The organism is Marinobacter nanhaiticus D15-8W, assembly GCF_036511935.1.
GTDB classification, from domain to species: Bacteria; Pseudomonadota; Gammaproteobacteria; order Pseudomonadales; family Oleiphilaceae; genus Marinobacter_A; species Marinobacter_A nanhaiticus.
Window position 1 is genome coordinate 1,253,639 of record NZ_AP028878.1, and the last position, 17,074, is coordinate 1,270,712.

Genomic DNA, 17,074 nt, shown 5'->3' on the forward strand with positions numbered 1-17,074 from the left:
GTCATGACGCTGCATCCGCTGGCTGCCCAACTGCTGACGCCGAACCGGCAGGCGGTCATCTTCGCCCTTAAGGGCGTCATTTCGATGGCGTTGGCGCTCTACGTGTCGATGTTCCTGCAACTGGACCGGCCTTATTGGGCGCTGGTTTCCGCGGTATTCCTGCAGATCCGTCCGGAAAGTGGGCTCGTGATCGAAAAGGCGCTGTGCCAGATCACCGGTTCGATCGTAGGCGGGGGCATCGGCATCCTGATCCTGGCCTTCCTCACGCCGTATCCGGTCCTGGCGCTGGGCTGCCTGACACTCTGGATCGGGCTCAACTCGGCGGCCGCCTCGATGGTGCACAACGTCAACTTCATCTATGCCTTTGCCATGGCAGGGATGACCGCCGGGTTGGTCGTCATCCTGGTCATGGCGCATCCGGAGGGCGCGGACAGCCGCGCGGTGTTTGCCATCGCCCAGGCGCGTATCAGTGAGATCGCCGTCGGGGCGATCTGTGCCATGCTGGTCAGCCAGCTTTTGTGGCCGGTCCGGGTTAAGGATGGCCTGCGCGCCAACGCCCGCCTGGTGATCAACCGCACCCTCGAATACCTGACCCTTGAGCTGGACCTCGACAGTTCCCATGCTGAGCGACACAAGCACGCGGACGAGATCCTTGAAACACTGATCCTCCTCAATGACGACTCCAGCGCCGTTTCCTACGAAGGCCCGGAGGGTCCCGGGCGCAGCCGCGCCGCCAACCTGCTATGCAATAAGGTGATGTCGTTGATGGCGGTAACCCAGATTATGGGCCGGTTCCAGCGTAACCACGCGGACTTGGTGTCGCCGGCGTTCAGCGAGCTCCTTGCCCAGATGCGGCGCTACTTCAGCGATATTGCAGCAGCCGATAATTACGAGGACAGCTACCGGCTGGCGCAGGAGTTGCGCCGGGTGCTGATCCAAATTCGTTCGGAATTCCAGGACGAGTCGGCCATCGTGACCCGTTTGAGCCAGACGGCCCTGGACCTGGTAGCGGATCTCGTTATGGTGCTGCGGGCCTACAACGCCTTGGAGTCCCGAGATCGAACCCTGTTGAAGACGCCCAAACTCAAGACCCATCGCGATCTGCTGATCGGCGGCGTCAACGGTTTCAGGACGGCATTGGTGTTCCTGATCGGGGCCTTCATCTGGGTCCAGACCGCGAGTCCGGCGGCCATCATGTTGATGATCATGCCGGTGGTGTTTTCGGTGATGTTCGCCCGTTTCTCGTCCGTCGTTCAGAGTTTCATTCTCAAACGATTGCTAATGGCTGCGCTTTGTTCCGTCCCGGTGGCACTCCTGGCGCTGGGGCTACTGTCCCAGAGCAGTGGCGACTTTGAGCTCCTCGTACTGGTTCTGGCAGCCCCGTTATTTGTTGGCTTGATACTGCTGGCGGATCGAACGACGTTGCCGTATGGGCTTGGTTTCTGTATTCCGAGCATTATTGTGATCCAGCCGAGCAATGAGATGTCGTTCAGTGCCGATACCGCACTGAGTACCGCGCTCGGATTGCTGGTCGGTATCAGCCTGCTGTACTGGATCTTCAAACTGGTTTCGCCGCCGGATAGCAGCTTGATGCAGCGCCGGTTGATCCGGGCGACGGCAAAGGACCTGCTCGACATTGATGATCATGAGCAGCCCGAACACTGGATCAACGGACGCATGGGAGAACGGTTGTTGCGGTTGGCCAATTATGACCAGGCAACCAACGCCGCAGACCGTACAATGACCGACCTGGGCTTCACCGGCCTGAACCTGGGGCACGTTTCCATTCGTCTTCGCAGGCTGATCCAGGACAATCGTACACCGGCAGTCGATGTTGCGTTGCAGTACTGGCAGCAAGAGCTGTCCGAAAGTTATCGGATGAGCGCGGAGGGGCAGTTCAACGATCGTTTCCGACCGGCGAGCGAACGGTTGCTGGAGGCTATCCGTAAGGTCGCCGAGCCGGGTTCACAAATAGAGGTCGTCGAAGGGATGTTCGAGCGGCTGGCGCTGACCCTGGAGCGCACGGCGCGGACCGTGGAGGCGTCCCGGAAACAGAAGGGTGGCGGGGCGGCTGAAGGTGATGAAGCGTCGTCTGCGGCCCCTTCGCAGGCCGGATAGATCCGGGGCCGACCGTCAGACGCTGCTGTCCTTCACGTTCTCCATCACCACAAAGGTGCTGGTCTGCAGTACATGGGGCAGGGCGGAGATCTGTTCGCCCAGCACCTGTCGGTATTCGGCCATGTTCCGGGTCCGCACCTTCAGCAGGTAATCGAAATTGCCGGCGATCATGTGGCATTGTTCCACGGCTGAGATTTGCCGGATCGCATCGTTGAAGGAACCGAGAGCCTTGCTGCTGGTATCGCTCAGGGTAACCTGGGCAAAGGCGATGTGGTTGAGGCCAAGTTTGGTCTGGTTGATCAGGGCGGTATAGCCGGTAATGTAACCCTGTTCCTCCAATCGCCGCATGCGTACCTGGCACGGCGTCTTGGAGAGGCCGACACGGGAAGCCAGTTCGGTCACGGTAATGCGCCCGTTCTTTTGCAATTCGCGCATGATGGAGTGATCGATTCTGTCCAGTTCGACCATTTTTCGCTTTCTCCGGAAAACTAATGGCTAGTTGAGCCGGTGAATATAATCAACATGCCTGCAATTTGAAACCTTATGGCCAAAGAGCCTTTACACGTTTAGCTATACTGGTTTAATGCCGTTCATTCTCAGTAGAGTGGCTTTCCCGGAGACGCCCGATGACCGATGCCCGCCCAGCTGACCAGGATGCCTTGCTGGAACAGCTTGCTGACGCCCTTCAGGACGAGACGCTGGATGCCGAAGGCACCGCAAACCTGAAGACACTGATCACCGAAATGGTCACGCAGTCCCGCACTTGGGACGAAGACTTTCGCGCAGGCCTGGCGCAGGCCTTCGGCAAACCATTGGGTCCCCAATATGCCGACGCCTTTGCCAACGCCTTCCCGTCCGCCTACCGTGCCCGTTTTTCCGTCGCCGACGCTGTCGAGGATATCCGCCAGATCCAGTCGATCTCGGTGAGCTCAGACGTGCCGATGCGCTTCTACGATCGTGATGGCGACGACAAGCGACTGCGATTCAAACTCTACAGCCTGGGCACACCCGTCATTCTGTCGGATGTGATTCCGCTGCTGGAAAACCTGGGCATGCGGGTGCTGGATGAACATCCCTATCCGATCCGGCGTCACGACGGCGAACTTTTTGGCGTAAGCGACTTTACGGTTGAATTCCGTGGCAGTGCTCCGGTGGCGTTGGATCGGATCCTGCCCCTGCTCCAGGACGCATTCCGGGAGGTCTGGAACGGTTTCGCCGAGAACGACGAATTCAACCGGCTGATCCTGCATACCGGTTTGGATTGGCGGGAGGTTGCGCTGCTACGGGCCTATGCCCGATACATCAAGCAACTGCGCTTCGGCTTCAGTCAGCCTTTCATGGCCGAAGTTCTCGGTCGGCACGGCGATATCACCACGCGGCTGGTCTCACTATTCAGGACCCGTTTCGATCCCGAGTTGCCTGCGTCGCAGAATCGGGCGACTGCGATGGAGAAACTCGAAAGCGAAATCCTGGGGGCGTTGGAGGCAGTCGAGAGCCTGGATGAAGATCGAATCCTGCGGCGCTACTTCAGCCTGATCAAGGCCACATTACGCACCAACTGGTTCCAGCAGGACGGCGGTCAGCCCAAGGGCTACTTCTCCCTGAAGTTCGATCCCCAATCGATTCCCGACATTCCAAAGCCCAGGCCGAAGTTCGAGATCTTCGTCTACTCACCCCGTATCGAAGGTGTGCACCTGCGAGCCGGCCCCGTCGCCCGTGGCGGCTTACGCTGGTCCGACCGCATCGAGGATTACCGAACCGAGGTACTTGGTCTGGTCAAGGCCCAGCAGGTGAAGAACTCGGTCATCGTGCCGGTCGGTGCAAAAGGCGGGTTTATCGTCAAGCAGCCGCCTGCAGAGGGCGGCCGCGAAGCCATGCAGGCGGAAGGCGTCGCCTGCTATCGCACGTTTATCCGTGCATTGCTGGACGTTACCGACAACCTTGAGGCCGGCCAAGTGGCCGCGCCGGTCGATGTGGTGCGTCACGACAGCGATGACACCTACCTGGTCGTCGCCGCTGACAAAGGTACGGCGACCTTCTCTGATATTGCCAACCACCTGGCCAGGGAATATGGCTTCTGGCTGGGTGATGCCTTTGCCTCTGGCGGCAGCGAAGGCTACGACCATAAGAAGATGGGGATTACCGCCCGGGGCGCCTGGGAATCGGTCAAACGGCATTTCCTGGAGCGGGGCACCGATACGCAGTCCGATACGTTCAGCGTCGTTGGTATTGGTGACATGTCCGGGGACGTCTTCGGCAACGGCATGCTGTTGTCCGACCGTATCCGGCTGATCGGGGCCTTCAACCATCAGCATATCTTTATCGACCCCGAGCCAGATGCCGCCGTGGGCTTCCGCGAACGCCAGCGCCTGTTCGACCTGCCGGGTTCCAATTGGGCGGATTACGACAGTTCGCTGATTAGCGAGGGTGGCGGGGTTTTCCCGCGAACCCTGAAGTCGATCCCGATCTCGCGACAGATGCGTTCGGCGTTGGGCATCAAGGCAAAGCGCCTGGCCCCCAACGAACTGATCAGCGCGCTATTGCAGGCTCCGGTGGATATGCTTTGGAACGGCGGTATTGGCACCTACGTGAAGGCTCGCCACGAGTCCCACGAAGATGTCGGCGACAAGGCGAACGATCCGTTGCGCGTGGATAGCCATACCCTGCGCTGCAAGGTGTTGGGTGAGGGCGGCAATCTGGGGTTCACCCAGCGGGCGCGTATCGAGTTCGCGCGGGCCGGGGGCTCGGTCAACACGGACTTTATCGATAACGCCGGTGGCGTGGATTGTTCCGACCACGAAGTAAACATCAAGATCCTGCTCAACACGCAGGTGCGCGATGGCCGGTTGACGCTTGACCAACGCAATCGCCTGCTGCGGGAGATGACGCCGGAGGTCGCGGCGCTGGTGCTGCAGAACAACTACCGCCAGGCCCTGGCGTTGAGCATAGCCGATGCCGGCGGTGCCGCTTCCCTCGATGCATGCGAGCGGCTGATCCGAAGGATGGAGGCGGAAGGCCGGCTCGACCGGGCGCTGGAATTCCTGCCGGATGAACAGGCCCTGCAGGAACGGCGCGAACGCGGCGCGAGTCTCACACGGCCTGAATTTGCGGTGTTGGTGTCCTATGCCAAGCTCGAGCTCAAGCAGGCCCTGCTCGCAGCGCCGGACGTGCTCGACGACCGCTTCCTTGACGCGCTTTATTCCGCCTTCCCGGATTCATTACGTCAGGCCTATCCCGAAGCTATCGAGCATCACCCCTTACGCGCTGAGATCACGGCGACCCAGTTGGCTAACGACCTCGTCAACCGCATGGGCATCACCTGGCTGGACCGCGTACGGCAGGCGACGAGGGCTGCAGTCAGCGATATTGTGATCGCCTATCGCATTGCCGTACGTATCTACGGTGTGGATGAGCAATGGCGTGACGTCGAGCGGTTGGATGGTGAGGTGCCGTCCCAGGTCCAGCTCGAACTTTTCCGTGATCTGATCCGCCTGGTGACGCGATCGACCACCTGGCTGCTGCGCAACCGGCCCGCCGGCCTGGACGCGGCGGCCTGCGAGGCCCGTTTTGCGGCGCCGCTGGCGGAGGTCCTGGCCTCGCTGGAGCGGCTCCAGGCCGTGATTCCGGAAAGTCGATGGAAAGAGCGCTATGCTTATTATGTAGACAATGCCGTACCCGAGGCGCTGGCTGCTTGCTGTGCTTCCACCGAAAGTCGCTATTGGCTGGTGGATATCATCGAGGTGGCCGAACAATTCGACCAGCGGCTGGATGCCGTCGCCAGCGTCTACTTCACCCTCGGCGAGGGCCTGAAGCTCACCTGGCTCGATCGGCAGCTTCGCGCCTTTAGGGGCCAGGGGCACTGGCAGGCGCTGGCGACCAGCCACTATCGGGACGAATTGGACCACCGGCTGAGGCAACTGACAGCCAGTGTGTTCGAGTCAGGTGAGCCCGGCCAGGCGCCACAACAGATGCTGGAGGCCTGGAGGGACGGGAAACAGGGGCAGTTGACCCGTTGGCGACAGATGCTTGCGGATATGCAGGCGACGAAAGTCATTGACTGCGCTGTGTTTTCCGTAGCAAACAGCGTCCTGCGCGAGTTGGCGATAGAGCCTGGTTAATTGTGGTGGTTGGGTATCAGTGCCAGGTCGGTAAAGGACAAATTGCCTGTTTTTCACCTTTCCTGAAGGAGGAGGGTGTCAATTATTTAATAAAAAAAGCAAAAAATGGGTACGCCAACGGTTTGAATAGGAAAACGGACTCTAACTGTCTCTGTAGAATTTAGGGAGACTAACAAAGACGAGGTTACCGCTATGAAACCGCAGCAGTCAGCAACACCCGAACTAACCGAACGCCGGCAAGCAATCCGCGATTACTACCTGGCTGACGAGTACAAGGTGATTCGTGAGCTGATCGCTGAAGCGGGCCTGACCCAGGACGAGCGCGACGCCATCTCCGCCCGCGCCGCCGACCTGGTTCGTGATGTTCGCGAGAACGCGAAACCCACCATCATGGAAAAATTCCTGGCGGAATACGGTCTGACGACCAAAGAAGGTGTGGCGCTGATGTGCCTTGCCGAAGCTTTGCTGCGTGTGCCTGACAACACGACGATCCACGCCCTGATCGAAGACAAGATCACCTCCGGTAATTGGGGCGCCCATGTGGGCAAGGCCTCATCCTCCCTAATCAATTCCACCACTCTCGCGTTGCTGATGACCAGCAACCTGCTCAAGGATTCCGAGCGTCAGACGGTGGGCGAAACCTTGCGCAAGATGGTCAAGCGCATGGGCGAGCCGGTGGTGCGTACCGTCGCCGGCCAGGCGATGAAAGAGATGGGACGCCAGTTCGTACTGGGTCGCGATATCGAGGAGGCCCAGGAAAATGGCCAGCCTTACATGGAGCGCGGCTACACCTACTCCTACGACATGCTCGGCGAGGCGGCCCGCACCGATGCGGATGCGCAGCGCTACTACGATGCCTATGCCAAGGCCATCGACAGCATCAGCAAGAACTGCAAGGGCGACGTACGCACCAACCCGGGTATATCCGTCAAGCTATCCGCGCTGCTGGCCCGGTACGAATATGGCCAGAAAGAGCGGGTGATGAACGAGCTGATGCCTCGCGCACTGGAGCTGGCCAAGAAGGCCGCCAAAGCCAACATGGGTTTCAACATCGATGCCGAGGAGGCGGATCGCCTCGACCTTTCCCTGGATGTGATCGAAGCCGTTCTTGCCGACCCCGCGTTGGCCGAGTGGGATGGTTTCGGTGTGGTGGTCCAGGCTTTCGGGAAACGGGCCTCGCAGACGCTGGACTACCTTTATGGGCTGGCCAAGTCACTGGATCGCCGCATCATGGTGCGTCTGGTGAAGGGCGCATACTGGGACGCGGAGATCAAGCGCGCGCAAGTGATGGGTTTAAGCGGTTTCCCTGTTTTCACCCGCAAAGCCTGTAGTGACGTGTCCTACCTGGCCTGTACCCGGCAGTTATTGGGGATGACCGATCGCATCTATCCCCAGTTTGCGACCCACAACGCTCACTCCGTTTCGGCAGTGCTGGAACTGGCGAAAGACGTCAGTCGCGACCGTTTCGAGTTCCAGCGCCTGCATGGCATGGGTGAATCCCTGCATGACCAGGTGATCAAGGATAGCGGCGTGCCCTGCCGCATCTATGCGCCGGTGGGCGCCCACCAGGACCTTTTGGCTTACCTGGTTCGCCGGCTCCTGGAGAATGGTGCCAACAGTTCCTTCGTGAACCAGATCGTCGACACCCGGATTACGCCGGAAGAGATTGCGAAGGATCCGATCGCCACCGTGGAGGCTATGGGGACAGAAATCTCGAGCAAAGCCATCGTGCCGCCGCCCAAGCTGTTCGGTGATCAGCGCCGTAACTCCAAGGGTTGGGATATCACCGATCCGGTAACCATCGAGGAGATCGAAGCAGGTCGCGGCGCGTTCAAGACCCATCGCTGGAAGGGCGGCCCGATCATGGCGGTCGACTCGGTGGGCACCGAAGTTCAGGTCGTACGTAACCCGGCAGACCAGGACGACACCGTCGGTCATGTAACCCAGGCGTCCGAAGCGGATATCGACGCGGCTATCGTCGCGGCTCAGGCGGGTTTCAAAACCTGGTCCAGCACTCCGGCGGAAGAACGTGCCGCCTGTGTGCGCAAGGTCGGGGACCTGTTCGAGGAGCATGCTTACGAGCTGTTTGCGATCACCACCCGCGAGGCGGGCAAGTCGCTGCTGGATGCCGTCGCCGAGATTCGCGAAGCGGTGGATTTCTCCCAGTACTATGCCAACGAGGGGCTGCGCTACAAGGATTCGGGTGAAGCGAGCGGTGTGATGGTGTGTATCTCACCGTGGAACTTCCCGCTGGCGATTTTCTCCGGCCAGATCCTGGCCAACCTGGTCGCGGGTAATGCCGTCATTGCCAAGCCGGCGGAACAGACGTCGCTGCTGGCCTACCGTGCGGTTCAACTCATGCACGAGGCTGGCATTCCGAGAGATGCTCTCCAACTGGTGCCGGGGACCGGTGCAGCGGTTGGTGGCCCGCTAACTTCGGATTCGCGGGTTTCCGGGGTGTGCTTCACCGGCTCGACTGCCACGGCCCATCGCATCAACCAGAAGATGGCCGAGAACATGCACCCGGACGCCCCTCTGGTGGCGGAGACGGGCGGCCTGAATGCCATGATCGTCGATTCCACCGCGCTACCGGAGCAGGTGGTACGCGATGTACTGGCGTCCTCCTTCCAGAGCGCCGGTCAGCGCTGTTCTGCATTGCGCATGCTCTATGTGCAGAGCGACATTGCCGATCATCTTTTGGAAATGCTCTACGGCGCCATGGAGGAATTGGGTATCGGTGACCCCTGGCAGCTGTCCACCGACGTGGGCCCGGTCATCGATGAAGGGGCCAAGAAGAAAATCGTCGACCATTGTGAGAATTTTGAGAAACAGGGACGACTGCTGAAGAAGGTGCCCATCCCGGAGAAGGGCCTGTTCGTCTCGCCGGTGGTGCTGAAAGTGAGCGGCATCGAGGAGATGGAAGAGGAAATCTTCGGCCCGGTGCTGCACGTCGCCACGTTTGAGGCCAAGGACATCGACAAGGTGGTGGATGCAGTGAACGCCAAAGGCTACGGCCTGACCTTCGGCATCCACAGTCGGGTGGACCGCCGGGTCGATCGAATCGCCCAGCGCATCAAGGTGGGCAACACCTACGTCAACCGTAACCAGATTGGTGCGATCGTCGGTTCCCAGCCGTTTGGTGGCGAAGGCCTCTCCGGCACCGGTCCCAAGGCGGGTGGCCCGCACTACGTGCGTCGCTTCATTCGCGGGCCCCTGGTTGAGAAGTCGGCACCCGCCGATGCCAAGCAAATCGATGCTAAGAAGGTGCAGAAACTGATCGGTCAACTGGATAGCCTACAGGCCCCGAAACCTGAGGCCCGGGCCGAACTGCTGAACCCGATCTTCGGCCAGACGCCGGCCCCGCTGGATGGTCACTCCGAGGACCTGCCGGGACCAACCGGCGAACTCAACCGCCTGACGGATTACGCCCGTGGCGTCATCCTCTGCCTGGGGCCGGATAGTGACTCAGCCCTGCAGCAAGCGGGTGTGGCCCTGTCCCAGGGCAACAAGGTGGTGGTCGTTGCGCCGGATGTCGAGAAGACCGTGACTGAGGCGGCGAAGGCTGGGCTGCCGATCGCCGGTACCGACGGCCTGATCGACCCCGAGGCCCTGGCTACCCTGACCGGCTTCGACGGTGTCGTCAGCGTCGCCGAGCGTGATTTGCTGAAACAGTACCGCCTGGCGCTGGCCAAGCGCGAAGGCGTGCTGCTGCCATTGATCACAGAAGTGACCCTGGACCAACGCTACGTGATCGAGCGCCATCTGTGCGTCGACACTACGGCTGCCGGGGGCAACGCGAGCCTTATTGCGGCATCTGAATAAGCTGCAGTTTGTAGTCGCTGGCAAAGACCGTCCGATTGGTTTCAGTCGGACGGTTTTTTTGATAAGTGAAAAATGTAGGCCGACCGGACCTTTAGCTGATCCAACTTCTCACACCGGAATACCTGAATCGTTCTGTCCGTTGACACAGGTCATGCGCCTATCGGTGCGCGGAGTTAAGCTGAGATCATGGCTAAATTACCTCCGAAACCCGAACCCTATATTCTCTGGTACGTCCTGGCTTTCATGATTGGCCTGTTGATGATCCAGGACCTGTGGCAGGGAGAAAGAGACGTTCGGGAGATTCCATACAGCGAATTCCAGCAACTGCTGGCAGACGGCACTATCGCCAATGTCGTGGTCGGGCCGCAGCGGATTCGCGGCGAGTTCAAGTCTGACCAGGACGGGGTTACAGGCTTTACCACCGTCCCCGTACCCGCCGATGTGCGGGCGGATCTCGAGCAGGCTGGCGTCGAGTATCGTGCGGTCCAGGACCGTACGTGGCTGACCGATATCCTTTCCTGGCTGTTGCCCACGGCATTGATCGTCGGCGTCTGGCTCTTCGTCATGCGGCGGGTGGCGAACCGGATGCAGGGCGGAGGCATGGGTGGCTTTATGCAGGTTGGCAAGAGTCGGGCCAAGGTCTACGTGGAGACGGATACCAAGGTGGGCTTCGACGATGTCGCCGGTGTCGACGAGGCCAAGGAAGAACTCCAGGAAATCATCGAATTCCTGCGTGATCCCAAGCGCTATGGGGCGTTGGGCGCGCATATGCCGAAAGGGGTGTTGCTTGTCGGACCGCCCGGGACCGGCAAGACCCTGCTGGCACGTGCGGTGGCCGGCGAGGCAGCGGTGCCTTTCTTCTCCATATCCGGATCCGAGTTCGTCGAAATGTTCGTTGGCGTGGGTGCAGCGCGGGTGCGGGATCTGTTCGAGCAGGCCCGACAGAAGGCGCCGGCCATCATCTTCATCGATGAGCTCGATGCCCTGGGCCGGGCTCGCGGCGCCTTCAATCCCGGTGGTGGCCACGATGAGCGGGAGCAGACACTGAACCAGCTGCTGGTGGAGCTCGATGGATTCGATACCAGTGAAGGCCTGGTCCTGCTGGCGGCGACCAACCGGCCGGAGATTCTCGACCCAGCATTGCTGCGAGCTGGTCGTTTTGATCGCCAGGTGCTGGTGGACCGGCCCGACAAACGCGGGCGGGTACAGATCCTGCGCGTACATGCGAAGAAGGTGACGCTGGACCCGTCGATCGAATTGGAACAGATTGCCGCCTTAACCACGGGTTTCACGGGTGCAGATCTGGCCAACCTGGTCAATGAGGCCGCCCTTCTTGCGACCCGAAGGGCGGGCCAAACGGTGACCATGGACGACTTTACCCAGGCAATCGAGCGTATCGTCGCCGGTCTGGAAAAGAAAAACCGCATTCTCAACCAGCGCGAGCGGAACATCGTGGCCCACCACGAAATGGGCCATGCCCTGATGGCATTGATGCTGCCCGGGGTGGATCCGGTACACAAGGTCTCCATTATTCCCCGTGGCATCGGTGCACTGGGTTACACGTTACAGCGTCCGACCGAGGACCGTTTCCTGATGACCCGGGAAGAGCTGGAGAACAAGATCGCGGTGCTCCTCGGGGGCCGGGCGGCGGAGAAGTTGATCTTTGACCATCTGTCGACTGGTGCAGCGGATGACCTTGCCAAGGCGACGGACATCGCCCGTAGTATGGTGACCCGCTATGGGATGGATGAAGACCTGGGCTACGTGATCTATGGCAATGATAGGTCCGCACTCATGGGTCAATTTGCGCCCGTTGGCGAGCGCGCTTTCAGTGAACAAAGTGCCGAGGCCATTGATGCCGCAGTGAGACGCATCATCCACGACGTATTCAGCAGGGTCTATGCCGCGCTATCGGACAATCGCGCGATCCTGGAAGAGGGCGCCGGTGAACTGCTGGCACACGAAACACTGGAGGAAGACGATCTAGAGCGATTGGCTCGGCATCTGGCTTTGGCCTGGAACGCTGGCGCCGAAGAGGCTTCATATGGAAAAAAGGCCTTCACCGACGTTGGCTGATCGACTCGATTCTCGTGGCCAGGACTTCTTTCAGGCTCAGCAGCCAGCCCGTTGACGATCATGGCAAGGTGGTGCGGTTCGATTTTCATGCTTCAAAACGGGTCACCAGACCCGGAATAGTGCCAGTGCCGTCCAGCGTGGACGCCTGACCTTCGGCGGGAGACGCATAATCCTGCGGGCATGATTGCTGCAACGATGTTCCCTTTGACTCCCGGCTTTGCAGGCCGGAGCGTCCTTCCATTCGTCCCGGGAGCAGCCATGAAAGTCTCCGTTATTGGTCTTGGGAATGTCGGCTCCAGTCTGGCATTCGTGTTGGCTATCAGAAACTTCGTTCGCGAGTTGGTGTTGGTCGGACGTAACCGCGACTCGGTCATGGGCGATGTGCTCGACTTACGCCATGGTCAGCTTTTCGTCGATTCCCCCACCGAAGTATTCGCAGGTCGCATTGCGGACACGACCGGTTCCGACGTTATCGCGATCTGCGCATCGGTACCTACACCGAAGAACATGCGTAGCCGGCTTGAGCTGGCACAGGGCAACGTGGATTTGCTGCGCGAGCTCATGCCCGCTCTGGCCAGACATGCCCCCGAAAGCAAGATCGTCATTGTTTCCAATCCGGTGGATGTCCTGGTGCATTACGCATTGGAGTTCACCGGATTTCAGCCACACCAGATTCTGGGGACGGGAACGTTGGTGGACTCCTCCCGTTTTCGTCAGTTGCTCGCCGAGGAGCTTCGTATCCATATGGAAGATATCCGTGCCTACATTCTCGGAGAGCATGGCGACAGTCAGTTCCCTGCCATGAGTTGTGCCGATGCGGGTGGTGAGCCTCTCGATCCCACGCCAGCCCGCTACGCCCTGTTTGAACGGGCGTCCCGGGCCGGCTTTGAAGTACTGAAGTATAAGGGATGCACCAACTACGCCATTGCCTTGGCCGCTGCGGAAATCATCCAGTGCATTGCATTGGACGCCAAACACACGATGCCGGTCAGTTTGCGGGTCGACGGCTTTCTCGGTGTAAGGGATGTTTGCCTTAGCTTGCCAGCCGTCATTGGCGGCAATGGCATTGAGCGCGTGCTGCATCCGCGGTTGAGTGAAGGTGAGAGCAGGGCGTTTCTGCATAGCGCAGAAATCGTGCGCCATGCCATTGATTCCGTTGAGTCGCCTGGAGCGAAGGTATCGGTAGGTTAAAGCGTACGTGGGCTACCAGGCTCGGCCCCGGATCGTTTTATTGAGCGTTTGCCGGGGCACTAGCGGGATGCATAGCGATCGCGGAGGATGCCCACCCGTTCCACATAGGCCTTGGTTTCCGCGTAGGGCGGGATACCGCCGTAGCGACTGACCGCTCCGGGGCCGGCGTTGTAGGCTGCGGTTGCCAGGCGAATATCGCCGTTGAATTGTTTGAGCATCTTGGCCAGGTAATTCACGCCGCCACGGATGTTCTGGGCGGCAACCATGGCATTCTTCACGCCCAGTTCCTCAGCGGTAGCGGGCATCAACTGCATCAGGCCCTGTGCGCCTTTGGGTGAGAGCGCCTGGGCGTTGAACGCCGATTCGGCGTGGATGACAGCCCGTACCAGCGCCGCATCAACACCGAACTCCTGGGCGGCCGTGCTGATTTCGGTGCGATAGGGTTTGAAGAACAGCGGAGTGTTATGCCAGTCGACCTTGGAGTTGGGGTCGCAGGCATAACAGTAGAAATGGATGACGTCGACTTCGGTATTCTCTGGACGAACCTGACTGAACGCCACGACGCCGTTTTCGTCGCGATAACGGTATACGGTCTCGTTCTTGGTAGACGCACGCTTCGGGCTGGCACTCTTGACGTTCGTGAATTCCACCGTGCCATCGGCGTGCATGATGCGCTTGACGCCGTCGGCCCAAAGGAAACCCGACGCCGTTAGCAGCAAGGCAGCCAGCGTTGAAGTCAGGATCGTTCTTCTATTCATTCTTCGAAATCAGACAGCGCTATCCGTGTTCTATGCTTGTCGATCCAGCATAGCCTAGATCTGCAATCATAAGCCTTTGACTGGGAGAAGAAATCAACGCTTTGTTGGAATAGTGTTACGCCGTGAAGCGAGTCACGGCGTGATGCTGGCGAGAGCTACTTCATCTCGAAGCCTTTGCCCAACAGGAACTCGCGCATGTGTGGTCGTAATTTGGAGGTGAACAGCGGTTTGAGCTGTTCCGACCAGGTGGTGTCCTTGGTGCCGCCGGTGCGGGCCGCGTAGTAGGTGCGCATGGTGTTGTCGAATTCGGCCACGAGGGACTGATCCTGGTGGTCCAGGTAATAGTCTTCCTTGAGGATGGCGGCCAGCGGCAGCCGCGGTTTGACCTCCGGGTTCTGGTCCGGATAGCCGAGGCACATGCCGAACACCGGGTAGACGTGCTCCGGCAGCCGGAGGATCTCGCTGACTTGCGCCGGATCATTGCGGATGCCGCCGATGTAGCACAGTCCAACGCCCTCGGATTCGGCGGCGACGGCGATGTTCTGCGCCATGAGGGCCGTGTCGATACTGGCGACCAGCAGTTGCTCGGTCATACCGCGGATCACTTCTGCACCGGCCCGCTCTGCCGCTTCGGTGGAGCGCTTCATGTCGGCGCAGAACACCAGGAAGTCGGAGCTGTCCACCACATAAGCCTGACCACCGGCAAGTTCGGCGAGCTTCCTGCGGTTCTCAGGATTGACCACGTGAATGATGGAATAGGCCTGCACATGGTTCGAGGTGGCAGCGCTCTGGCCAGCACGAATAAACGTCTCGAAGGCCTCGCGGGGGATTTTCTGATCGGTGAACTTACGAATGGAACGATGGGACTGCAGGCGTTCGATGGTTGGATTCATGGCTCTCACTACGTTCGATTGGTTGGCATATTCCGGCATGCATCTCGCTTCGCCAGGAACTTAAGGCGCCTCTGAATAACACCGGATCGCTCTGGTGGCCCGTAGGCGTGCTCTGAAGGCTGCATCCGCGGCGTTATGGCTCCTGGCAAGGGCTACGGCCGTTCCCTGCGAGCCAGGCCTTGCGGCTACAGCCTTCAGATCACGCAGAGGCGATTCGGAGTTATTCAGAGGCTCCTTAACCATAGCGATGTGAAGGCAAAAGACAATCGGTCGGAATGACTCAGTATGAGGACAGACCTGAAAATGGCCCGTTCCATTCGGCGTCGTCGAGCCATCGTTCCAGCTCGGCAGGACTGAGGGGCCTTGAGATAGCGAAACTCTGAACCTCATCGCAACCGAAGAGGCTGAGCGTCTGCAGCATCTCCGAAGGTTCGTAACCTTCGGCCACGGTTCTGAAGCCCATGCCATGGGCCAGGTCGATCATCGCCTTGAGCAACGTGTCCTGCGACGCGTGCAGTGACCTGTCGGCACGGACCGTGAACGTGCGGTCGATTTTTATAACCTTGGCCGGAATATTGAGCAGGTAGGAGAGGCTGCTGTACCCCGTGCCGAAATCGTCGATGGCCAAATGAATCCCGGTCGTGGTCAGCATGCGGAGCTGGCGTTCCAGGAGTTCCTGGTTGCGTGCCAGCGCGCTCTCTGTGAGCTCGAGTTCGAACACAGAGGGCGGCAACCGGAGCTCTTGCATGCGCTTGATCAGGCGCTCGGTGAAGGCCTCCTCTTCAAAGTTGCATGCCATAACATTCGCTGACACCCGCAAATGGCGACCCTGGTGAAACCAAAGGGCCGCCTGTTGAGTGGCCGTGTCCAGAACCCAGCGGGTCACATGCCGGGCCAACGGCGTGTTCTCGATCAGGGGGATGAATTCAGTGGGGGATATTTCGCCCAGCGAAGGATGTGTCCAACGCAACAGGGCCTCCACGCCTATACAGAGACCGGATTTAATCTCGATACGCGGCTGGTACACCAAACGCAGGCCTTCCCCGGTCTCCAGTGCATCCCGTATGTCGCGAACTAACTGGAAGCGGCGCTGGAAATCGGCATCGGTAAAGGGATTGTAGACGCGCCAGGCAGCCTGGTCTCGACGGGCGTCATGACAGGCGCTCTGGGCGTGCCTGATCGTATCCTTGAGGTTGTCGCGACCCAACTGCACAGGGGCGATGCCCAGTGTTGGACGCACGAGGATATTCAGTGTGGAGCCGCTGTTTATCTCAAATAGTTGGTCATGTATTCGCTGGGCTTTGTCCTCGACGCTGCTGTTCTCCATTGGAGGGCACAGGACCAGGAACTGGCAGGGACCGACGCTATAAAGCTTCTCTTCACCGTTTAGTAGGGGGCGAAGGGCGCGTGTTGCTTCACGGCCAAGTTCGTCAGTATGGCCGGCACCCATGACGCGGTCCAGGGTGTTGAGCTCCCGGACATCGCCCAGTTCCACGAATAGTACGTGGCAGGTCTCGTCTGCCCGATCCTTGGCCAGGTCCGCAAGGTCCTCGTTAAGCTGGAACCGATTCGGCAACAGTGTATTGGGATCCACGCGTCCCAATGCGTATTGCAACTCGATCTGGGCCATGACCATATGACTGAGGTCCACCAGGCCTTCCAGCTCTTCATCGGAGGCCTTACGCGGCTCGGGCCCCAATACGCAGAGGGTGCCCAGGGTGTAGCCGTCGTGAGTGGTCAACGGGGCTCCGGCGTAAAACCGCATACCGAGTTTTGCCTGCGGACAATCCTGGTAGAAATCCTTCGCCAGGAAGTCTTCTATCACCAGGACTTCAGATGTGGCCGAAATATCGCTACAGGGGGATTTGGTTCGCGGTACTTCCGTCAGTTCCGTGCCCACCCGGGATTTAAACCACTGGCGATCCGCGTCCGACAGCGAAACTGCAGAAAGAGGTAGGTTGAACAGTTTGCTGGCGGTGCGGGTTATGCGGTCAAAACTCTCGCTCGGAGGTGTGTCCAGTATTCTGAGCTGGCGCAGGGTGAACAGACGTTCTCGCTCATAGTCGGACATGAGGGCTCCCTCCCGTCCAATAGCTTG

Annotated in this window: 9 protein-coding genes; 5 read left to right on the plus strand and 4 right to left on the minus strand. The window is 59.7% G+C overall.

All coding sequences use genetic code 11. The annotated features are described in order from the left end of the window. Window positions 1–3 precede the first annotated feature (3 nt). Complete coding sequence (locus RE428_RS05725; protein ID WP_004581020.1) at window positions 4–2,118, plus strand: FUSC family protein; 2,115 nt, start codon at window positions 4–6, stop codon at window positions 2,116–2,118. A gap of 15 nt (window positions 2,119–2,133) precedes the next feature. Here the strand turns inward: RE428_RS05725 and RE428_RS05730 are convergent, their stop codons facing one another. Then, window positions 2,134–2,586 carry an Lrp/AsnC ligand binding domain-containing protein gene (locus tag RE428_RS05730; RefSeq protein WP_004581021.1) on the minus strand — a complete coding sequence of 151 codons (453 nt, stop codon included), beginning with the start codon at window positions 2,584–2,586 and terminating at the stop codon, window positions 2,134–2,136. A 158-nt stretch (window positions 2,587–2,744) separates the two neighbouring features. Between RE428_RS05730 and RE428_RS05735 the strand changes: the two genes are divergently transcribed. From RE428_RS05735 to RE428_RS05750, 4 genes are all read left to right on the plus strand, one after another. Then, window positions 2,745–6,236: an NAD-glutamate dehydrogenase gene (locus tag RE428_RS05735; protein ID WP_004581022.1), complete on the plus strand. Its 3,492-nt coding sequence runs from the start codon at window positions 2,745–2,747 to the stop codon at window positions 6,234–6,236. Between the two features lie 192 nt (window positions 6,237–6,428). Further along, window positions 6,429–10,058: a bifunctional proline dehydrogenase/L-glutamate gamma-semialdehyde dehydrogenase PutA gene (gene putA / locus RE428_RS05740; protein WP_004581023.1), complete on the plus strand. Its 3,630-nt coding sequence runs from the start codon at window positions 6,429–6,431 to the stop codon at window positions 10,056–10,058. Window positions 10,059–10,244: 186 nt separating this feature from the next. After that, entirely contained in the window at window positions 10,245–12,134 is a 1,890-nt protein-coding gene (gene ftsH / locus RE428_RS05745) for an ATP-dependent zinc metalloprotease FtsH (RefSeq protein ID WP_004581024.1), read from the plus strand. A 258-nt stretch (window positions 12,135–12,392) separates the two neighbouring features. Then, complete coding sequence (locus RE428_RS05750; protein ID WP_004581025.1) at window positions 12,393–13,325, plus strand: malate dehydrogenase; 933 nt, start codon at window positions 12,393–12,395, stop codon at window positions 13,323–13,325. Window positions 13,326–13,384: 59 nt separating this feature from the next. On the opposite strand, the gene RE428_RS05755 is transcribed toward RE428_RS05750, so the two are convergent. The 3 genes from RE428_RS05755 to RE428_RS05765 form a co-directional block, all read right to left on the minus strand. Then, window positions 13,385–14,083 (minus strand): lytic transglycosylase domain-containing protein, encoded by a 699-nt coding sequence (locus RE428_RS05755; RefSeq protein WP_004581026.1) that lies wholly within the window; start codon window positions 14,081–14,083, stop codon window positions 13,385–13,387. A 155-nt stretch (window positions 14,084–14,238) separates the two neighbouring features. Continuing rightward, complete coding sequence (gene nfsA / locus RE428_RS05760; RefSeq protein ID WP_040882526.1) at window positions 14,239–14,976, minus strand: oxygen-insensitive NADPH nitroreductase; 738 nt, start codon at window positions 14,974–14,976, stop codon at window positions 14,239–14,241. Between the two features lie 280 nt (window positions 14,977–15,256). Then, complete coding sequence (locus RE428_RS05765) at window positions 15,257–17,047, minus strand: sensor domain-containing phosphodiesterase (RefSeq protein WP_004581028.1); 1,791 nt, start codon at window positions 17,045–17,047, stop codon at window positions 15,257–15,259. Window positions 17,048–17,074 lie beyond the last annotated feature (27 nt).